The organism is Symplocastrum torsivum (assembly GCF_059505465.1).
Genome location: NZ_JCACKQ010000062.1, coordinates 1 through 20278, shown reverse-complemented (window position 1 = coordinate 20278; position 20278 = coordinate 1). Strand labels below are relative to the sequence as shown.

The following is a 20278-nucleotide window of genomic DNA, read 5'->3' as shown; positions in this document are numbered from 1 at the left end:
TATGCGATGGTTGGTCATTCAAACGCCCAATATTAGCACAGTGCGATCACAAAATGTTCTGCGCTAACTGAGCGAAACTCTCACAACTGCATATGAACCTCTTGGTTACCTCTATCCAGTGGGTAATTACTAGATGTAGACAAAGGAACAACAGGCGGCAGGATAATCACCTGATAAGAACACTAGTGCAGTATGGCGGAAATAACTATCCAGTTGAAAAAGGTTAAAAAGCTTACCTTGCAAGCTTTCTTGCCTTCGGCTTTCTGCCTTCTTGCACTAGTGTTGCACTCAGGGGGATGAACCCAAGGAATTGCCAAAATCTTGCTAAAGATGAGTTGACTCAAATTTAGCGCATCAAGTCTAATAAACCCGATAGATTTCCAAGGGTTTAGCGGCATGTTATCGACTAAAAGACTAGCTATCTCAAAACTTACAGTTCGTCGGAACCGCTGGTTTGAACGATTAATGGCAATTATTGCCTTGGTGAACTTGTGTTTGGTGTTTTTTGACCTCGGCTATGTACCCTGGCGTGACTTCTACTTTCAACAAGTGCCGAGTTTAATCCAGATTTACGACCCAATTAAGGGGATTGAACCTCATCGAGAAACACAGAACTACCTGAACAAGGTAGAGCAACTGGAAAAATTGGTGTTGCAGACAGGGGTAGAGCCACCTCAGGGAGAAGAGTTGCTAGCCGAATTACGTCGTCTTAGTAACCAGATGATTGAGGATAACCCGTTTGCGTTGGCGAATAAAAGCGGCACCCTAGAAAAGATTAAAAACTAAATACGCGATCGCGTTGGTGAAGAATCGGCTCATAAAGCCTTTGAAACCTTTTGGAGTCAAGGTTACTTATCCCATGCCGGTTGGCAGCAAGAGATTGGGTTTTTTAATATTGAGGTTCGTCCGCTAATCCAAAAGAACTACTATCGCCGCTTGGGAACCAATGGCAAATTTCTTAATAACTTCTGGCTGATTGACTTACCCTTTGTTGTCCTATTCGGCTTAGAATTTCTCGCTCGTAGTTTCTATATAAGTCGCCAAAATCCTCGATTAAACTGGCTTGAAGCGATGCTGCGGCGCTGGTACGATATCTTTCTCCTACTACCCGTTTGGCGGTGGTTGAGAGTCCTTCCCGTGACACTTCGCCTGTATCAAGTTGAGTTACTCAATCTGGAACCTGTACGGCGGCAAATCAAATATGACTTTATTGCCAATTTTGCTGAGGAACTAACGGAACTTGTTGGAATTCGGATGATTGACCAAGCGCAGGAGTCGATTCAACGAGGTGATATTGCGCGTTGGCTACTACATCCTGAGACTCGCCGCCCTTACATCAATATCAATAACACTGATGAAGTAAAAGCGATCGCAACTCGTCTACTCCACCTCAGTGTCTATGACGTACTCCCCAAAGTCCAACCAGACCTTGAAGCTTTACTCCATCACAGTATTACAACGATCCTCAACCAGTCGCCTGTTTACAAGCAACTACAGAATGTCCCTGGTTTCAATCAATTACCAACGCAGTTGACTGAGAGACTAGTTGCAGATCTTTCTGGAACAACCTACAGCACCCTAACAACACTATTAGAAGACCCTGTAGCAGCAGAACATTCTAACCGTCTTATCCGAAACTTCAACGAAGCCCTACAGATAGAACTACAGAAGAAGCATAACCTTCAAGAACTGCAATCTCTACTCGTAGATATGCTTGAGGAAATCAAAATTAACTATGTCAGAAGCTTTGCGGAAGGAGGATTTAGTAAAATATTAGAGGAAGCGGAACAACTCCATCAAATTCTTCATCAATAGGAAGAAGGTCGCTAGCCAGGTAGATGTCATTAAACGTGGGAACTTGTTCATCGTAGCGATGGACTTTCTTAGTGTCGGCAATGGACAAGACAATTCAATATTACCTAGTGCCTTGCATCCAATCCCTATTGACTTAGTCCTCAAACTGGATTAGGACGAATGTCACTGAATTAAGCCCTGAACTAAAGTACCCTACCCTTCGGGAACCCCTACGGGGAACGGGAACGCTACTCTTCGAGAACGCTTCGCGAACGCGAACGGGCTAAAAGCTAAAACCCGTTAAAACGGGTTGAAAGGCTGATTTAGTAGGCTTTAGCTTGACATCGCTTTGATGGGTGAAATCTATTTCAAGGCTCTTATGTCAGTGCCCTTCGGATTAAGACTCTTGACACCAAGACGTGCTACAACAAGGGAGATAATTTAGGTACTAGTAGCCAGTTTGTCAACACAAGCTTTGCCTATGCACTCTATTACTCTTGATCGCAATCCCTGTGTTTTACTCGTAGAAACAGACGAAACGTTTGCTGAACGCCTAAGTCTAGATTTAAGAGAAGCCGGATACCATACTGTTGTTGCTCCTGATGCGACCACGGGTTGGCATCAAGCCTGTGAACTCCAGCCGGCAATGATTGTTGTAGATAGGGCACTCTCAGGAGAATCAGGGCTGAGGTTGTGTTCTCAAATCAGAGGTACAGGTTCTCGTGTACCGTTACTTCTGCTCATGGCTCGTGACACAGTTGATGATCGAGTGGCTTGTCTAGAGGCTGGAGCTGATGATTATTTTCTGAAACCTTATCGCACTGAACCATTTTTGCAAATGGTGCGCCTCTATCTTGAGCCAGAAGTAGGGGTTAGCGAACAGCTAAGGTTTGGGGAATTGATTTTAGACTTGACGACACGCCGAGCTATACGTGGTGGACGAGTGATTGACTTGACCATGAAGGAGTTTGAACTCCTCAAGTATTTGATGGCTCATCCTCGTGAAGTATTGACCCGTGAACAAATTCTCGAAAATGTTTGGGGTTATGACTTCATGGGAGAGTCAAATGTCATTGAAGTATATATTCGCTATTTACGTCTCAAGATTGAAGATGAGGGTGAAAAGCGCCTGATTCAAACAGTACGGGGTGTTGGTTATGTGTTGCGGGAGGCATAGAGTGCTAGGAAACGTTAAGTAGGTTGGCATAAACAAAGATAATGCTGGCAATGTGTTATGGGGTACAAGGCTTCTCCCCTAACGCGAGAGAATCTATCGCCTGTAGGTAAGCTTTGAGTGTTTGTACTTATGTTTAATTTGCCTACCGACATAGAGGTTAAATAGTCAATTTTATTCAAGGCATCATCTATGCGATGTGTGAACCTTGTTAAGGCTGTTTTCTCGCTCAAAACTCATCGTTTTTAGAAGTCCCAAATTTCAGTAAGCAGTCCTGCTTCCCAGAAGAAGGACTATCCAGTGGTAAAAGTGTAATGAAAGGTCAAATCAGTTTATTAGGCATAACGCTGTGTGTTGTACTGATGGGTTGTGTTGCCTCAGCACCAGCGAACGTTGGAAATGGAACACCATTGAAATCGGGTGAACGACTGCCACCTCCTCCATCTGTCTCAGCGCTACCCAAGGACTTAGGGCAAATGCTACCGATTACTGCCCAAGCTCAGATGGCAGGTCAGCGGATTTTGCTAGAAGTGACCCGGACACCTCAAGAGCAGGCAATAGGGCTGATGTATCGTACATCACTAGCAGATGATCGGGGGATGTTGTTTTCCTTTGTTCCACCACGACCTGTCAGCTTCTGGATGAAGAATACAAAAATTCCCTTGGATATGGTTTTCCTCAGAAACGGGGAGGTAAAAGCGATCGCGGCGGATGTTCCCCCTTGTACGGCAGATCCTTGCCCAAGCTATGGACCCCAAACACCAATTGACCAAGTGATTGAACTCAGAGGCGGACGGGCAGCAGAACTGGGACTTAGGGTGGGCGATCGGGTGAGTGTGAAGTTCTTAGATGAGAATATCACCCCCCCAACCTCCTCCAATTCTTAATTTTTGTTGAAATTATTAAAATTTTCACTGAACTTGTTGCAGTTCTGCCATAAAAGTAAGCTACCCTTTCGTAAGGGAGAGTTATAAAGAGTTCAAACTCAGATACTCTATAACAATTAACTGCCTCCAACCAGATTCAGAAGCTGAGCAAAACTGCGAAGATGTTACGCTAACAAAGCCTTAGCGATGAACCGCTAAGCATTGGTGTGAGGGTTGTCTGAGTAAGAGCGTACATCGGTTGATGAATCTTCCAATTTACAGATGGCTTTTATTAAAGCGCTGAAGTAAGAAACTATACAAAGGTTTGCTAGGAACTGCCAAGTTTCAGTTTCCGTAACCAGAAAAGTCTATCTATGTTTCCAACATATAGTGTTGGAAGTCTAAGCTAGGGCTGTCTATTTAAGCGGCTATTTCTTGCCGACAAAAAATGTAGAAGGCAAACTTAGCTGATTTAAATCTCAGTTTGGGAGTGATTTGAAACACAAGTAAGAACAGTTCTAACCTTCAATATAAGGAAGGAACTGAAGAAAAGTAGCCAGATCACATACTGTCTACTAGTAGATCAAGAACGTAAGCCATTAATTCCACAATAGAGCAGATTATGAGGAGGTGAAAGTAAAGATGGCACCTGCAACTTATTCTAGATTTATTCGCTTTCTTCAGGAAGAATTAGCGATTTCCAGAGACTCAATTGCGATTGCACAACGCCGTCGTGAACAAGATCCAGGTCCTTTGCCAATGATTCTTTGGCAGTATGGATTGGTAACCTTAGAGCAACTTGATCGAATTTATGACTGGCTGGAGACCGTTTAAGACTGGAAGAATCAGCGAGGAGCAAATTGATAATGTTCAAATGCTTATGCCTTTGGGTGAATCTCAACCCCAGGCAAGTCCAGACATTGTATGTTCATTCACAATTTATCCAATACAAAAAAGAGCGAGTCACCCATTGACTCGCTCTTTTTATTAGCGTTGTTAGCTAGTAGATAATTTTCAACATGTAATTAACTTGCACATCAGCTTAGAAGCTCATGATTGAGCAAACACTCTAGCTGCTGCGGCAATACCAGCCCCTGGTGTCATAGATTCGTAGCCCAGTTCCCGGAGAGTTGCTTCAAGCGCCCCAATCGCCGCAAGAATATCGCGATCGCTAACAAAGCCAAGATGTCCGATACGGAAAATTTTGCCTTTATAGTCGTCTTGTCCACCAGCCAGAGAAATATCAAAACGCTTCTTCATCACAGCGCGGATTTGTTCCGACTCTACAGATACAGGCGCAACCGCCGTAATTGCAGGGCTAGCCGCCTCATCCGGTCCAAACAAGGGTAGTGAGAGAGCTTGTACCGCCTCACGAGTTGCTCTCATCAGCCGTTGGTGACGTGCAAAGATCGATTCTAAACCTTCCGCTTGCATCATTCGCAGTGCTGCTTGTAGCGCCACAACCAAGTTAACTGGGGGGGTAAAGGGATTGCTATTTTTTGCCGCTGTTTTACTGTATTTGCCTAAATCCAGATAGAAGCGTGGCAGCTTGGCTGTTTTGTAAGCTTCCCATGCTTTAGGGCTAACACAGACAAATCCTAGCCCTGGAGGAATCATATAGCCCTTTTGAGAACCAGAAGCAACGACATCAATTCCCCATTCATCTACTGGCAGATTGACTGCACCCAAGCTGGTAACCGCATCAACAATCATTAAAGCTTCGCCATGCTCTTTGACGTGACGATTAATCGTTTCCAGGTCGTTGAGGACACCAGTAGAAGTCTCAGAGTGAGTAATAATGACAGCTTTAATGTTCTTTTCGGTGTCAGCGGCAAGCTTTTCGCGAAACTGCTCTGTGTCTAATGGTTTACCCCAATCCGCTGTGATTGTCTCGACTTCTAGACCAAAGGCAGCACTCATAGCCGCCCAGCGATCGCCAAATTTTCCGTTACTTCCAACCAAAACGCGATCGCCTGGGCTGAGGAAGTTGATAATGCCCGCTTCCATCGCGCCCGTGCCACTCACCGTTAACACCAAAACATCGTTCTGGGTTTGGTGCAGCCATTTGAGGTTTTGGGTGACCTCTGCCATGATTTGGCTAAATTCGCCGCTCCGGTGTCCAATTGGGTGCTTAGACAGCGCCAGTAATACTTTTTCCGGTACTGGCGTTGGACCAGGAATCATCAGCATATGCTTGTCGTCCATTTTGTTGCCCTCTATACTTCTCGCTTCGCATAATCCAGGATCGCACAACTCCTCTAGACAATGGCTAGTTGTTAGATAAAGTAGAAATTCTTAAAGGACTTTCCGGCAAAAATCAGGAGCTTGACAAAATCTATCTAACAACTAAAAACTTACAAGCCCTACACCTGCGTACTAGATGCTTAATGTTTAATTACCGACTTCGGGCTTCTGAGCTAGGGGAAGGACATCGGGAGAGTGTTCTGGCTCAAAACTGGCACTGTTGAGAGACCAGCGGTACTCAATTGGTAAGTTGGCTCGGATGCAGGTTTGCTCCAGTTGCCTCTGCTGAGCTAGGGCTTTCCGAAGTGTGCTGATTAATTGATGAACTTGCTCTCGAACTGCGGGTTTCTGATTGACAGCAAATGAAGTTTGGCGCTCTAGAAGTTGGAGAAGCAGTTCGTAATGGACATAAGACGGAAGGGGAATTGGCTCCATGAAACCTGGTTTACCTCAAATGGACGAATCTGCGACAGCGAGTCTTTGAGCATCAGTGAGGCTGCTAGCCTTTCGCGCCCTATGGAGCGAGTGCCGATGAGCGCAAAGCCTTTTACTTTTCATTATCACAACCAACAACGGACTCGTGACTTATAGGTCACGGACTGGAAAACAGACTGGCGATCGCTGTACTTGGGTCAGGCTGTTTCACCAGTGACTCGCCAATCAGAACGGCAGCCGCACCCGCAGATGCTACTTGCTCTAAATCGGCGCTTGTATGCAGCCCTGACTCACTGACGACCATAATGCCACGCTCCTGTAGCTGGTTTCCCCGTGCTGCTAGGATTTGGCAGGTCGTTTGCAGATCGACCGAGAAATCTTCCAGGTTACGATTATTAATACCAACTAGGGTAACGCCATCTAGAGATAATACGCGGTCTAACTCAAAGAGAGTATGAACTTCGATTAGGGGCATCATGGATAGAGCATTGGCAATTTTGACAAAGTACTGAAGGTCTTGGTCTGACAGAATTCCAGCAATTAGTAAAACAGCGTCTGCTCCGTAACTACGGGCGAGATAGATTTGGTAGGGGTAGATGATGAAATCCTTACATAAGACAGGCAAATCAACGGCAGCACGAACATTTGCCAGGTTTTCCCAGCTGCCTTGAAAGAATTTTTGATCGGTTAGCACGGATATCGCACTTGCTCCCCCTTGGTTGTAGGCATGAGCGATCGCAACGGGGTCAAAATCCTCTCGAATCACCCCCTTACTGGGAGATGCTTTCTTAACTTCTGCAATCAAGGCGGGACGAGTTTTCCCAGAAGATAAGGCTTGCCTGAAATTGCGGATAGCTGGCGCAGTCTGTACCCGCTGCCGCAATTCCACTAAAGGAACACGTTCCCGCATCTGGTCAACTTCCGTCTCTTTGTGCCAGACAATTTCTTCCAGAATATGGCGTGGCTCAGAATCTGGAACAACTACTTGATAGCGAAATATATCGAGGTCAATAGCTGGATTGGGTGGACGTCGGCGAATTTTCATCAATTGGTCATTGGTTGTTAGTTGTTGGTTGTTGGACAAAAGAGAGCTATGGGGCTGGGGGAAGAAGACTCCTTGTGCCTACTAATGACTACCGACAGCTCGTTTGTAAGCGTCATCCAGCACTTCCGACAGTGTGGGATGAGCATGGACTAGGGTCACGAGGGTATTGATCGATTGCCGCAGGGCGATCGCATTTGAGGCTTCGTGAATTAAATCAGAAGCATGGATACCCAGAATATGTACGCCGAGGACTTCGCCTGTATCTCTACGGTAAATGACTTTAGCAATACCTTCAGCTTCTCCTTCTGCGATCGCTTTGGAGTTTCCTTTAAAATACGACTTCACCGAGGCGACTTCAAACCCCTCTTTTTCACCTAGTTCCTTAGCTGCTGGCTCAGTAAAGCCTACATAGCTAATTTCTGGATGCGTGAACGCCGCTGCTGGAATACTGCGATAGTCCACAGTCCGGTGCCGCCCACAAATATTTTCTACAGCTGCAACGCCTTGTGCTGAAGCCGCGTGAGCTAGCATCAGTTGCCCTATTGCATCACCGATTGCCCACAGATGAGGCACAGGCTCCCCGGATGATAGCACCGCCATTGTCTCATCAACACTAATAAAGCCCCGCCGATCTGTCTCAACACCGACAGCATCCAGCCCCAAATTTTTGGTAGCTGGAATTCGCCCAGTTGCGACAAGGCAAGCGTCTACTTCCAGAACATCCACGACTTCTTTGGTTTTAGCATCGGCGAGTTCTATCACGACGGGTGTTCCCGGTGTTACCTTCATCGCTAACACCCCGACATGAGTTTCAATATCACGGGGAGTAATCAGAACTCGTGTCGCCAATTTAGCAATATCCGGGTCAAAAGTCGGCATTAGCTGGTCTAGCGCTTCAATCATTGTGATTTCTGAGCCTAAAGCTGTATAGACATCAGAAAATTCCAGACCAATGTAACCACTACCAATAATCGCAACCCAATCTGGTATCCAATCCAGCTTTAAGGCATCATCACTTGTAAAGACGGTTTTGCCATCAATCTCAATTCCTGGTGGTACAAAGGGAACTGAGCCAGTGGAGAGAATAATATCTTTGGCTGTGAATGTTTTTTCGCCACTGTCTGTCGTAACTGTTACTTTTTGTTGTCCAGCTACCTTACCCCAGCCTTGGATAATATCAACGCCCAAGCGTTTTAGGCTATTTGTGAGATCGCCACGAATCTTAGAAACAAGATTGTTCGCGTGATTGGCGATCGCTTGTCGGTCAAAGGCAACATCTCCCACCTGAATACCTAGTGCCTGAAGGTGGTGGGTATTGCGTAACTCCCGTACTCTACCTGATGCTGCCAAGAGCGCCTTTGATGGGATACAGCCACGATTGACACAGGTGCCACCCATTTCAGAGGCTTCAATAATTGCGGTTTTCAAGCCACAGCTAACAGCATGTAAGGCAGCACCATGTCCACCTACACCTGCACCGATTATTACCAAATCGTAATCAAATTCCTGACTCACATCCATTTCACTCATCCCGCATTGCCCTCCTTATTCTCAACTTGACCAATTGATGAACGCAAGTCCTTGCTTGAATTCATTCCACTAAGGCTTATAGCATCTAGTTAAGAGAGTTTTGAGTTAAAGCTGGAAAGACTGGCTGTTCAACTCATAACTCACCACCTCGACTCAATCACCAGCCCTTTGTCCTCAGCCCTTTTATTTATGCCTCATTTGTCATTCAAACGGCTTCAAAGCCAGTGTTGTATTGTAGAAGTTTTAACCGAGTTTGCTCCAATTAAAAGCCGTCTTTATAGGAATTAAACATTATGCATGAGCATCCGCAAAATCTGAGGACGTCTGCCGCTAGAGCTTTTATGGAGTCACTTGACCAACTACAGAATATCTTGGCACAGGAGAGTCAAACCCCTGAGCCTGAGTTTCAGCTAGATGATAGTCATTCCTCAACCAGTGAGACTGACTTAACGGTTTGGGAAGAAGCAGCCGCTGACATTGAGCAATTCTTTGGCGAGACTCAGCTACCGGAAGAAGGCGGATTGAAGGATGAGCGCTAATCTCTCAACCGGAAGGAGCATCTAAAGACTAAAAAAATCGAAATTCTATTGAAACCTAACATCTAGCCTTCCCTGCCTCGGCGTTGGCGTTTGGCTTCGTACAACATCAAAGCGGCTGCGATCGCAACATTTAACGACTCTACCCCTGGCATTAGAGGAATTTTCACTTGCCGATCCGCTTTAGCTGCCAAGTCCGCTTTTAATCCGGCGGCTTCATTACCTAGCAAAATCAGGGTAGGACATTGTAGGTCGATGTCCCAATAATTTTCAGTGACATCTGGGACTGTCGCGACGATTTGTATGCCTTGCGCTTTGCACTGATCAACGACGTCGTTTAAATCAGGACTAACTACCATAGGAAGCCGAAACCATTGACCTGCTGAGGAGCGCAGTACCTTGGGATTATCTAAGTCCACACTATCTGTACTTAGCCATAGACGTTCTGCACCCGCCGCTGCTGCCGTGCGAATGATTGTTCCTAGGTTACCTGGGTCTTGCACCGTCTCCAAAGCGAGACTGATAGAAGTCACTATCGGTGAGGGATGGGATTGTGTGGAGTCAAGACCAAGCGATCGCATTGCCGTTGCTATAACACCATCGGGATGAACGGTTGTTGCGATCGCATTGAGGACTTCTGGACTCACTATTTCTGCCCGTTGGCATCTTCCAGAGATATCCTGCCAAAGTTGCGGATGCGATCGCAGCCATTCAGGGGTACAGCAAACTGTAATCAATGGATAATCTACGGCATAAGCTTCCTCTAGTAGGTGTGTACCCTCCAACAAAAACAGTTGCTGCTCTCGCCGCCCTTTGGCTTTGTGCAGCTTCCTAATTTCCTTCACTAGAGGATTTTGAGTACTTGTCAGCATGAATTAGGGATTAAGAGTTAGGACTGAACTGATGGTTAGAAAGTGAGAATTTTCAACTTACCAACATTTCAACCCTTAAAGCTTCCAGCTTTCAGCTCTTTTTTCCCATCCCTAATCTTCAAAATGCGGAACCCGGGACTTGAACCCGGAAGTCTTTGCAGACACTAGAACCTGAATCTAGCGCGTCTACCAATTCCGCCAGTTCCGCTCTTTGTGGAGTTATTTCTCGCACAATTTACTATCATGCAGCAATCATTAGACATTCGTCAACTATATTTTTTTCCTGAGGTGTGAACAGGAACAATGTAGAATGCAAAGCTAACGGATTGCTGAAGTCCCCTTGAAGGTTTGTCTCTAATTCACTCACGAATTGCTAAGAGCGCCTTCTTGCACGACTTCTTACTCCTCCTTGACGGAAAGGCGTTATTTCTGCGAAGTTGCACTAACTTAACTTGATAACCAATCTAGACATTTGCAATCTTTCAGGTAGAATCAGAACCAAATTTTAAAAAGTGCTTGCGTCAAGACGCTGCTAATTGGAGGATAGACCCATCAATCACTCTCTGAGCCAGACAGAAACCCCTTCTCTGCCCGAAGAAGACAAGTCAGTTTTACACATTTGGGGCAGAACCCCCCTACATGGGCATGTCAAAATTAGCGGAGCCAAAAACTCTGCCTTGGCAATCATGGCAGGAGCATTGCTTTGTCCCCAAGATTGCCGATTACGCAACGTGCCGTCTCTTGTCGATGTGAAGCGTATGAGCCAGATTCTCTTGGCTCTTGGCGTGAAACTAGAACGCAAGGGAGACATCTTAGACATCGATGCTCGTCACCTCGAACAGTCAAAAGCCCCCTACGAGTTGGTCAGTCAGCTACGAGCGAGTTTCTTTGTGATTGGCCCAGTGCTAGCGCGGTTAGGAGTTGCTCGTGTGCCCCTACCCGGTGGCTGTGCTATTGGTGCTAGACCTGTAGACCTCCACGTTCGAGGTTTACAAGCCATGGGAGCCGAGGTGCAGATTGACCACGGAATGGTACACGCCTACGTGGGTGGCAGTGGTAGCAAAAAGTTGAAAGGGGCAAAAATTTATTTGGATTGCCCCAGCGTAGGGGCAACCGAAACCCTAATGATGGCAGCAACTTTGGCGGAAGGAGAAACGACCATTGAAAATGCTGCTCAAGAGCCGGAAGTTGTAGATTTGGCGAATTTTTGTCGTGCGATGGGAGCCAGGATTCGTGGTGCTGGCACAAACACCATCATTATTTCCGGCGTTCCCAGCTTACACTCGGTAGACTACTCCATCATTCCTGACCGAATTGAAGCAGGGACGTTCTTAGTCGCTGGGGCAATTACCAACTCGGAACTCTCTCTTTCCCCAGTTGTCCCAGATCATCTCACGGCTGTTATTGCCAAGCTGCATGAAATTGGTTCCAGGGTAATCACTGAAGAACCGAACTGCTTACGAATTGTTCCTGGCAGGATACGAGCCGCTGATATTGAAACCTTGCCTTATCCAGGGTTTCCCACCGATATGCAGGCGCAGTTCATGGCATTGTTGGCGCAGAGCGAAGGTGATAGTGTCATCACTGAAACAGTGTTTGAAAACCGACTACGCCATGTTGCAGAACTCAATCGCATGGGTGCGGATATTCGCGTAAAAGGCAACAACGCGATTATTCGAGGTGTGCCAAGGTTATCGGGTGCCCCTGTTGTGGCAACAGACTTACGAGCTTCTGCGGCATTAGTGCTGGCAGGACTAGCAGCAGAAGGAAAAACGTCGATTCAAGGGCTACATCATTTGGATCGAGGTTATGACAATCTAGAGGTGAAGCTACGGCAGTTAGGCGCTAGATTACAGCGAGTGCAAGATGAGGCAGAAGTCGGGCAAGTCTCGGCAGATCCAAGTAAAGTTACTGCACTCCGACCCGAATAAGTCTTGTACATTTAACTGACAGAGCGAATCAAACATCAAAGGCTGGTAGTAGGGCGCGTCGTGACGCACCCTACTACGCTGCTCTATGTCTAGGCAAGCACAAGCGCATTGTTGACAAAAATCTTGTGGGATGGGCATCTTGCCTGTCTTGACGGGAGCAGTTAAATGTGGAATAGCTTACTAATAATGCTACCAGCGCCCTATTCAAGCAGGCTCTTAATTGTTGAGTGCTAGCTAGAAGTCAAGATTTCTGAGAGTGCTTGCTTCACGGTTGGATATTGGTAGTCAAAGCCTTTACTAATCGTTCTTTTGGGTAGCACCTGTTGACCTTCCAAGACGACCTTAGCACCTTCTCCTAAAAGAGCTTCTGGAACAAAGCTGGGAACTGGTAACCAAGAAGGACGATTGAGAATTTCTCCAATCGCCTGACAAAGTTCTGACATCCGTACTGGGTTCGGCGCCGTAGCATTGAAGACACCCTCAACATCCGGTTGAGTAATGGCGAACAGGATGAGGTTGACGATGTCCTCCCGGTGAATCCAGGAGAACCACTGTTTTCCTGTACCGAGAGGACCACCCGCAAAGAGCTTGAAGGGAGGTATCATCTTCGCCAGTGCGCCTCCATTCCCCAAAACAATCCCCGATCGCAGAATTACCAACCGTACCCCAGCTTCTTTAACTTTTTGAGCTTCCGCTTCCCAGGCTTGACAAACTTCGGCAAGGAAGTCGCTACCAGCAGGACTCGTTTCGTCAAAGCTAGCCGTTTCACTAGTGCCGTAGTAGCCAATCGCTGAAGTGTTAATTAACACAGAGGGTTTAGGGTTAGCGAGTGTGATGGCTTCTACAATTTTTTGCGTACCGACGCGACGACTCTCAAGAATCTCCTGCTTGTGCTTAGGTGTCCAGCGATTTTCGGCGATGGGTTCTCCAGCAAGATTCACCACAGCGTCACAACCTGCGATCGCTTGTTGCCAAGAACCTGATTTTGTAGGGGTATAGGCAACGATTTCCAAGTTTGGGAAGGCGTTCAAGGCAGTGGTTCGGTTACGAGTTAGGATGAGCGGCTGATGTCCCTGTTCCTGGAGACGCTCCACTAGACGGCTACCAACAAACCCAGTTGCTCCAGTAATTGCTACTTTCATTAATTAGTTACTCTTCTGAAATCCCTTTAAAAAATTGAATCGAGCGAGTTTTCGAGGTCATGTTAAAACACAAATAATATTAATGCCAGTATACAAAACGTGACATCCTCCCAACGCCTAAAAGCTTTTCTTACCCATGAGCAGATAGCAATTCATCTTTCCCCGTCCCTTCACTTGGACAAGCCCCCGTTCCTCAAAGAGGAACTGCTTTCGTAAACACTTATAAGTTGCTTCGGTGACCTGAATGCTACCAGGAATCCCGTGAGATTCCATACGGCTAGCAATATTCACCGTATCACCCCACAGGTCGTAGATGAATTTTTTTGTACCAATAATACCTGCAATCACAGGGCCTGTGTTGATACCAATGCGAATGCTAAGGTCTTTACCCGTGTCGGCACAAAATTCGTTAATTCTAGTTTGCATATCTAGCGCCATTGCTGCGATCGCTTCAGCATGGTTTGGTATATGTTTTGGTAACCCTCCGACTACCATATAGGCATCGCCTATCGTTTTGATTTTTTCTAAACCATGTTCATCGGCGAGCTGGTCAAACTCTGAGAAAATCACATTCAGGATTTCAACCAGTTCAATCGCAGGAGTTTCTGCCGCAAGCTGCGTAAAGCCGACGATATCGGCAAACATCACCGTTACCTCGGCATAACTATCAGCAATTGTAGTCTCTTCCTGTTTCAACCGCTGTGCGATCGGCTCAGGTAAGATATTCTGCAGTAGACGCTCTGACTTTTGCTGTTCCAGTGCCCATGCCTTCAAGGCAGACATAAACTGTCTTGCTACGGCGGCGGCGACAAGTAATGCCAGCAAAACTGCCGCAAACAGTAAAACTCTTGCCCAATGGATTTTATTTGCGATCGCGCTTCGTGCTCGTTGAACTTCTGCGTTGGCTACCCCAACCAGATTCTCTGTAAGCCTTGCAGAATTGATATCAATGTTTTCACGAATTTGACTGAGAATTTGTTGGTTGAGAGCAACAATCTCTTTAACAATTACTTCGTACTTATCTAAATCATCTAAAGCTAGACGACGCTCTGTAATATCTAACTTTGAGCTAGCAATAATACCATTACGTAACTGTTTTGCCGCTTCATAAATTGAATTGATAATGGACTCTTGACGGGTTAGGAGATATTCTTTCTCAAAAGACCGCATTTCCAGATACAAAACCATCAACTCTGGAGTATTAGCTAGCTGAAGCCTTTCGCGTAATCTTGTAGCGTTTTGCTCAAGCTCGGAAATTTTCCCAACATCAGCCATCCCCAATTCGCCTACTAAGCCAACAGCTCTGTCAAAATCACTAGAATACTGATCGACTAAAGCCACATAATCTAAAACATCAGGGTTACTGCGGCGCAGAGCAGGACTTACATTGTCACTTTCAAGTAGATTTTGTAGTTCACTGCTGATGTTAAGGACGGTTTTAATCTCGCTGCGGTGTTTCTGAACATATCGCTCGAACGCTTTAGCAAAACCTTCACTTGACCAAAAGACAAAGAAATCTCTTTCCAATTGCCGAGCATTTTTTAAAGCCGCGTCCATTCTAAATACTAGACGCTGTACCTCAATTCCTGTATCAATTACTGCCTCTGTCTCACTTTGTACAGCATCTAGTGAAACTAAACCCGTGATGGCTACCGTACCAAGCAGCAGTAGTAGGGCAATAAATGCAAACGTAAATTTTGTAATGATGCTAAGCTTACGCTGAGATAGAACTAGGCGCTTCCATAAATTCATTGAGGATGTTAGGTATTCAGTATTAGATAATAGGTATCAAGCATTAGATCAAGTCAGCCATATTTGATAAAAGCTAAGGTAGGCAATCGGAACCTTCCCTACACAATGTTTCAGTAGTCACCCCCAGAGCCATAGTGCCATGCTTCGAGCCAACGGCGGCAGTAATATTGTGGGATTGGCGGTAGCGTTTTTAATGACCCACTCATTAGCTGTCCCAATGGAGACAAGCCACTATAAATACCCAAATTGATATAGTGTACTATCCAATCTAAAAGCGTTGTCAACCCGACTTGAGGAATCACTGGCAACACAAGTCTGGGTTTAGTCAGTGAGGTTAACAAAAGCGTTTTTGACAACCCGGAAAATTGCACAACATCTTGTAAAAAAGGGTGTAGTACATCATCTCCTAACTGCTCCATTGCCTGAAATACTCCAGTCAGTAATTGATTGATTTGATTGGGTGATAGTTGTTGGTTGATACCAACGCTCATGGCTTGTTGAAATAGCCATGTGACAGCAATATTGGGTTGATACGGTTGTAGCTGGGCAAGAGCATTGCGACTGAAGGCTTCACTGTTCAACGCCTCATCAATTCCTATGGTGAGACGCTTTAGATGTCTTACCATCGAACCAAATCCACCAAAGCTCACGGGTGATTGACCACCACTACTATCACCTACTGGCAAAATTCGATTCCAAGGCATCCTGATAGGCGAGTTTCGGTAAGACGGAAAGAAGCCAAACAGTACCCGCTTCCATTCAATTTGTGACAACTCCACGCCTTGGTATTCTGGCAGAAGGCGCAAGTATTCCTCAAAAAAAAACTCTAAGCTAGGGCGTTCTGGGTGAGCATCTAGGTAGGTGAATAAATAAGTCGTTCTGCCATCCCGTGCTGGAAACGCTTCCCAGAAGTATTGACACTGATTCTGGATTGGTGTGAATGAGACAAGAAGATCGCCCGTTTCATTCTTGGGAAAGCCTTGAGCGCAGCTACCAACAACGAGGCAAACACCTTCTGGTTTTTCCCCAAGACGCGCTTGTTGAACAATTGGAGAAAAACTGCCCATCGCGTCGATGAGCAAGCGTGTCTTCAATCCACTAGCCGCTTCAACAAGAACACCATCAGGATGAACCGCTGCACCATTGAAAGCTGTTTTTTCAAATAGCTGACCCCCAGCGTCGAGAAACTTTGTCTTTAGAGTATCAAGAAGAAATACTGGGTCAACTCCAATGTTGAGAACATCTCGTACCCAGAAATCCTGCCCTTCAAAGAAGCTAATTCGAGCGGGGTTATATTCAGTTGCGATCGCTTTTTCTAGTTCAGCGTCGGAGAGTAATTCCAGTTCCAAAAATACCTCTAGCTCTTTACGAGAGATATTCCACTCTTGGTCTCTACCTCGTAAAATTCCTCGTTCGAGTAAGGCAACTCGCCAACCTCGCTTTTGTAAAGCCGCAGCAATAAGAATTCCTAACGTGCCACCACAAATGACGACATCCCAATCCACAGTCCCTAAAGGCTCATTGCTTTCTTTAATCACCTGTGGTGGTGGTGCTGTCTCGTTTCGCAGCACCCAATAACGTTGATCAACACCCCGAAGCTGCTCAAGGACATTACCCGGTAACTGGGAGAGAATTTGTTCGGTTTGGCTCATGGATGTGTCGTTTGCCCCAAATGCTCCCTCTCAATCCTAATCGTCATCGGTCTTGTAAGTCAGATCTATCCTACTAAACGACCTGTTCTTCCGCGTCAAGGATTGAACGTAAAGCAAACTTGATTTATGTAGACTAATCTTCCTCCTCAGGGCATCTGACTCAATGCCATTACTGTATTCTGACCCCCAAACCCAAAACTAAAACAAAGTACCGAATTTATCTCAGCTTGGCGAGGCGTTGTCACAAAATCTAGATCAAACGCTGGTTCCTTCAACCCTACACAGGGCGGTAATTGTTGATACTTTAATGCCATTAGACAAAAAGCGGCTCCCAATGCTCCAGAAGCACCTAGGGTATGACCCGTTGCTCCTTTGGTAGAACTAATCGGAACCTGATGAGGAAACAACCACTCGATTAACTGGGCTTCATTGTGATCGTTAAGCTGGGTGCCCGTCCCGTGAGCATGGATGTAGTCAATATCAGTTGGTGAAAGATGGCTACGTTCTAGACATTGCTTAACAGCGGTGATGGATGCGATGGTCGCTTTGGGAACCGCCTCCGGCATCGTACCGCGCTTGCTTAGTCCAGTGTTATTTCCTGGCTCAGGCGCACTCACATGATAGGCATCACAGGTCAAACCAAATCCTAGTACCTTGCCATAAATGGATGCTGACCGTTCCCTTGCCGATTTAGCTGACTCTAGTACCAGTACCGCTCCTCCTTCACCCAGTACCAGCCCTTCCCGATTTTGGTCAAAGGGATAGGAACCAGTCCGAGCCAGAGCGCCCATTTTGTCAAATCCGGCTAACGTCAATGGTGTAATTGGTGCTTCTACAGCCCCGGCTAGTACCTGCTGGCATTGACCACTCTGGATGAGTTCAAAGCCTTGTGCGATCGCCCAAATTCCAGTTGCACAAGCTGCCATTGGTGCCAGTACAGAGGCTCTTGACCCAACTTTACGAGCGGTAGCGATCGCAGCATAGTGGGGAAGGGTATCTAACCAATGCTCCAATTTGGGAATTGGGAATTGGGAATTGGGAATTGGGAATTGAGAAGAGTATTGAAAGTCTCTTTGTCCCTTGTCCTCAGTTTGTAGTTTCTTTGCCAACTGCTCCCATGAGGCTTGACAGCTTCGGCTTGAACCAATCACGATGCCACAGTCTGGTAGTGGCGGCACTAAACCAGCATCCTGAAGCGCCTCTGCCACAACTAGCTCAGTCAGGGTTTCCAATGATGTTGGAGTATGACCGATTAGCGCTAAGGGTCGGGAGGGAAAATCCGGAAAGGGTTGGTGTTGTTGAATGGCAGACTTGCCTCTGAGAAGACTCTGCCAGCTAGGTTCTAGCCGACCTAAAGCTGAGGCAAGACCGATGCCAGTAACAACAACTTCCACCAACCCTACGCTAATTCCTCGAATCCCTATGAGGAAGTTTGTGGCTTCTTAAGGTTCTCAATGCCCTTCGTGACCTCAGCTGACTCAATGCGATCGCCTTGCTGAATCTTGTCTACAACGTCCATGCCTTCGGTGACATAGCCAAATACAGCATAACTACCGTCCAAAAATGGCAACTCTGTTAGAGCGATGTAGAACTGTGAAGAGGCTGAGTCGGGTGGCGATGAACGAGCCATGGCTACAGCACCACGAGTATGCCTTAACACAGGAGGCTTAGAAACACCAGCCTTCTCAAGCGTTTTGCTGTAAATCGGTTCTGTTGCACCCTCAGGCTTGATTTCTAGAGGGACATAACGTGCTTGCGAGGTGTCTGGGTCAATAAAACTCCCTGTCCCTAAACCCTCAACTGGAAAGCTTGAGTCTTTTCCTTGAGGGTCACCACCTTGAACGACAAAGGGTTGTGGCTCCCGTACAACTCGATGAAACACAAGACCATCGTAGACACCGCGTTGAACAAGGTCTACAAAATTTCCGGCTGTAACCGGAGCGTCTGTTCCATTGACTTCAATGGTGATGGGTGAGCCATTTACTGTCATCACTACCGTTGCTTTTCCCTCTAGTCTAGGTAAGGTACTTAGCTGCGGACTGCTAGCTTGAGCTACGGGGGTAGAAGTCGTTGCAGCGGTTGAAGAGTCTGTCGAGCTTTGGGAACCCGCCTCTTGCCTACTACATGCCCCTATAACTAGAGCCACAATAACCAAAACTAATGATAACCAGCGCTGGATTTTTATCTGCATCTCAAATTTACCGTTCTTGTAGCTATAGCTACTGAATCATCTTAAGCAGATATGTGCTTACTAGGGCGGAATTTAGTTACAAGCCTTCAAGGGGAACTCCAAAGAAACGAGCAAGTTCTGCTCCTTGATTTTCCAGTTCTGATAAAGGGAGTGGTTGTCCAACGCGCGTTAGAGGAACTTCCCGGCGGTCTTTAGCGCGAAGATAGAGTGCATTGCGAGGGTTAATCCCTTCTCTGATGTCTACTCGAATCGACTGGACATCTTGTGTACGGCAGCTAAACTCGATTTTACGGTTCTTACCGGGAAAGCCCCACCGAAAAATGTGAACCATACCCGTGTCTTTGTTGAACTCATTGTAACCACCACCTACATCCAAGACGATAACTAACCATAAGTAGAGTGCTAGCAATAGAGCCACAACGCCGTAGAACCCCATAGCGATTCCCTGTGGGATGAAGACTAGCTGAGTTGCATCACCAGCCGGAAGCAAGTTTACTTTTAGGTAACTGGAAAGCCCCGCTAAGAGAAACCCTGTCCCCCCAATGGAGACTATTGTCGCCCACCAGTAGTTACTAAAACGGCGAGAGCCTAAGACTGGTTGACGGATTACGCGGTTCTCTTGTTGGGTTGTCGATGCTGTCATGAAACAATCCTGCCCACTCAATCTCAAGATTTGAAAAGATGCTCTGCCATTACTATGACATTTCTGAGCAACCAGTAGAGTACGAGATGGGAAACTCTCCTCTTTAACTAAAAAAATTCTGAGGAAATATGTGTCATTTTGTAAAATCTCTAATATTCATTATTATTGTATTTGGACGCTAAAAGCCTTTTTCCCCTTAACAGGGATTATCAGGATAACAACGTAAAAATGTGATACTTTAAGAAACATTAAGTGACTGCTAGCGGAAAGCTAGCTTGTGGTAAGGATGCTCGACACATCCTTTGAGGCGAAGTTTGTCATACTAACCGAGTCCTCAAAAATTCCACAATTCACAATTGTGTGGAAGTGTCAACATTGGAATCCTTGTAAATCATTAATGTAAGAGGATTTGAAACTATGACAATCGCAGTCGGACGTGCGCCAAGTAGTCGAGGATGGTTTGACGTCGTC

The 20278-nt window shown here is 46.2% G+C and carries 18 protein-coding genes and 1 tRNA gene; 7 read left to right on the top strand and 12 right to left on the bottom strand.

What is annotated here, in order from left to right; all coding sequences use genetic code 11:
• Positions 1-396: 396 nt before the first annotated feature.
• The 5 genes from AC5JL3_RS19145 (at position 397) to AC5JL3_RS19125 (ending at position 4668) form a co-directional block, all read left to right on the top strand.
• Positions 397-786 (top strand): hypothetical protein, encoded by a 390-nt coding sequence (locus AC5JL3_RS19145; protein WP_496075997.1) that lies wholly within the window; start codon positions 397-399, stop codon positions 784-786.
• A gap of 150 nt (positions 787-936) precedes the next feature.
• Positions 937-1815 (top strand): hypothetical protein, encoded by an 879-nt coding sequence (locus AC5JL3_RS19140; RefSeq protein WP_496075996.1) that lies wholly within the window; start codon positions 937-939, stop codon positions 1813-1815.
• A gap of 460 nt (positions 1816-2275) precedes the next feature.
• Positions 2276-2971 carry a response regulator transcription factor NblR gene (gene nblR, locus AC5JL3_RS19135; RefSeq protein WP_192217498.1) on the top strand — a complete coding sequence of 232 codons (696 nt, stop codon included), beginning with the start codon at positions 2276-2278 and terminating at the stop codon, positions 2969-2971.
• 311 nt (positions 2972-3282) lie between these two features.
• Positions 3283-3855: a DUF192 domain-containing protein gene (locus tag AC5JL3_RS19130; protein ID WP_496075995.1), complete on the top strand. Its 573-nt coding sequence runs from the start codon at positions 3283-3285 to the stop codon at positions 3853-3855.
• A 621-nt stretch (positions 3856-4476) separates the two neighbouring features.
• The gene (locus AC5JL3_RS19125; protein ID WP_192217496.1) at positions 4477-4668 is read left to right on the top strand and encodes a DUF2949 domain-containing protein; all 192 of its coding nucleotides are present in this window, start codon (positions 4477-4479) and stop codon (positions 4666-4668) included.
• Positions 4669-4884: 216 nt separating this feature from the next.
• On the opposite strand, the gene AC5JL3_RS19120 is transcribed toward AC5JL3_RS19125, so the two are convergent.
• The 4 genes from AC5JL3_RS19120 to lpdA form a co-directional block, all read right to left on the bottom strand.
• Entirely contained in the window at positions 4885-6039 is a 1155-nt protein-coding gene (locus AC5JL3_RS19120) for a pyridoxal-phosphate-dependent aminotransferase family protein (RefSeq protein ID WP_496075994.1), read from the bottom strand.
• A 186-nt stretch (positions 6040-6225) separates the two neighbouring features.
• Complete coding sequence (locus AC5JL3_RS19115) at positions 6226-6513, bottom strand: DUF5340 domain-containing protein (protein ID WP_496075993.1); 288 nt, start codon at positions 6511-6513, stop codon at positions 6226-6228.
• 157 nt (positions 6514-6670) lie between these two features.
• Positions 6671-7561, bottom strand: a complete 891-nt coding sequence (trpC, locus tag AC5JL3_RS19110) for an indole-3-glycerol phosphate synthase TrpC (protein ID WP_496076015.1) — start codon at positions 7559-7561, stop codon at positions 6671-6673.
• Between the two features lie 78 nt (positions 7562-7639).
• The gene (lpdA, locus tag AC5JL3_RS19105) at positions 7640-9073 is read right to left on the bottom strand and encodes a dihydrolipoyl dehydrogenase (RefSeq protein WP_496076014.1); all 1434 of its coding nucleotides are present in this window, start codon (positions 9071-9073) and stop codon (positions 7640-7642) included.
• Between the two features lie 308 nt (positions 9074-9381).
• Between lpdA and AC5JL3_RS19100 the strand changes: the two genes are divergently transcribed.
• Positions 9382-9627: a hypothetical protein gene (locus AC5JL3_RS19100; protein ID WP_496075992.1), complete on the top strand. Its 246-nt coding sequence runs from the start codon at positions 9382-9384 to the stop codon at positions 9625-9627.
• Positions 9628-9689: 62 nt separating this feature from the next.
• Here AC5JL3_RS19100 and AC5JL3_RS19095 read toward each other — a convergent pair whose 3' ends face one another.
• A complete protein-coding gene (locus tag AC5JL3_RS19095; protein WP_496075991.1) occupies positions 9690-10496 on the bottom strand; it encodes a TrmH family RNA methyltransferase in 807 nt (268 codons plus the stop codon).
• A gap of 124 nt (positions 10497-10620) precedes the next feature.
• Positions 10621-10704 (bottom strand) — tRNA-Leu (locus AC5JL3_RS19090).
• A gap of 328 nt (positions 10705-11032) precedes the next feature.
• On the opposite strand from AC5JL3_RS19090, the gene murA reads away from it, so the two are divergent.
• A complete protein-coding gene (gene murA / locus AC5JL3_RS19085) occupies positions 11033-12427 on the top strand; it encodes a UDP-N-acetylglucosamine 1-carboxyvinyltransferase (RefSeq protein ID WP_496075990.1) in 1395 nt (464 codons plus the stop codon).
• Positions 12428-12657: 230 nt separating this feature from the next.
• Here the strand turns inward: murA and thyD are convergent, their stop codons facing one another.
• The 6 genes from thyD to AC5JL3_RS19055 all read right to left on the bottom strand — a co-directional run bounded on the left by thyD (position 12658) and on the right by AC5JL3_RS19055 (position 19807).
• Complete coding sequence (thyD, locus tag AC5JL3_RS19080) at positions 12658-13569, bottom strand: thylakoid membrane protein ThyD (protein ID WP_496075989.1); 912 nt, start codon at positions 13567-13569, stop codon at positions 12658-12660.
• Between the two features lie 117 nt (positions 13570-13686).
• Positions 13687-15321, bottom strand: a complete 1635-nt coding sequence (locus AC5JL3_RS19075) for an adenylate/guanylate cyclase domain-containing protein (protein WP_496075988.1) — start codon at positions 15319-15321, stop codon at positions 13687-13689.
• Between the two features lie 110 nt (positions 15322-15431).
• Positions 15432-16973: an FAD-dependent oxidoreductase gene (locus AC5JL3_RS19070; RefSeq protein ID WP_496075987.1), complete on the bottom strand. Its 1542-nt coding sequence runs from the start codon at positions 16971-16973 to the stop codon at positions 15432-15434.
• 146 nt (positions 16974-17119) lie between these two features.
• Positions 17120-18367: a beta-ketoacyl-ACP synthase gene (locus tag AC5JL3_RS19065; RefSeq protein ID WP_496075986.1), complete on the bottom strand. Its 1248-nt coding sequence runs from the start codon at positions 18365-18367 to the stop codon at positions 17120-17122.
• A 26-nt stretch (positions 18368-18393) separates the two neighbouring features.
• Positions 18394-19164: a peptidylprolyl isomerase gene (locus AC5JL3_RS19060; RefSeq protein ID WP_496075985.1), complete on the bottom strand. Its 771-nt coding sequence runs from the start codon at positions 19162-19164 to the stop codon at positions 18394-18396.
• A 76-nt stretch (positions 19165-19240) separates the two neighbouring features.
• Positions 19241-19807, bottom strand: a complete 567-nt coding sequence (locus AC5JL3_RS19055; RefSeq protein ID WP_192217483.1) for a photosystem I assembly protein Ycf4 — start codon at positions 19805-19807, stop codon at positions 19241-19243.
• Between the last annotated feature and the right edge of the window lie 471 nt (positions 19808-20278).

Bases quoted from the DNA above. Each gene is read 5' to 3' on its own strand.
- AC5JL3_RS19145 (WP_496075997.1), top strand. From the start codon at position 397: ATGTTATCGACTAAAAGACTAGCTATCTCAAAACTTACAGTTCGTCGG.
- nblR (WP_192217498.1), top strand. From the start codon at position 2,276: ATGCACTCTATTACTCTTGATCGCAATCCCTGTGTTTTACTCGTAGAA.
- AC5JL3_RS19130 (WP_496075995.1), top strand. From the start codon at position 3,283: ATGAAAGGTCAAATCAGTTTATTAGGCATAACGCTGTGTGTTGTACTG.
- AC5JL3_RS19125 (WP_192217496.1), top strand. From the start codon at position 4,477: ATGGCACCTGCAACTTATTCTAGATTTATTCGCTTTCTTCAGGAAGAA.
- AC5JL3_RS19120 (WP_496075994.1), bottom strand. From the start codon at position 6,039: ATGGACGACAAGCATATGCTGATGATTCCTGGTCCAACGCCAGTACCG.
- AC5JL3_RS19115 (WP_496075993.1), bottom strand. From the start codon at position 6,513: ATGGAGCCAATTCCCCTTCCGTCTTATGTCCATTACGAACTGCTTCTC.
- AC5JL3_RS19100 (WP_496075992.1), top strand. From the start codon at position 9,382: ATGCATGAGCATCCGCAAAATCTGAGGACGTCTGCCGCTAGAGCTTTT.
- AC5JL3_RS19095 (WP_496075991.1), bottom strand. From the start codon at position 10,496: ATGCTGACAAGTACTCAAAATCCTCTAGTGAAGGAAATTAGGAAGCTG.
- thyD (WP_496075989.1), bottom strand. From the start codon at position 13,569: ATGAAAGTAGCAATTACTGGAGCAACTGGGTTTGTTGGTAGCCGTCTA.
- AC5JL3_RS19075 (WP_496075988.1), bottom strand. From the start codon at position 15,321: ATGAATTTATGGAAGCGCCTAGTTCTATCTCAGCGTAAGCTTAGCATC.
- AC5JL3_RS19070 (WP_496075987.1), bottom strand. From the start codon at position 16,973: ATGAGCCAAACCGAACAAATTCTCTCCCAGTTACCGGGTAATGTCCTT.
- AC5JL3_RS19060 (WP_496075985.1), bottom strand. From the start codon at position 19,164: ATGCAGATAAAAATCCAGCGCTGGTTATCATTAGTTTTGGTTATTGTG.
- AC5JL3_RS19055 (WP_192217483.1), bottom strand. From the start codon at position 19,807: ATGACAGCATCGACAACCCAACAAGAGAACCGCGTAATCCGTCAACCA.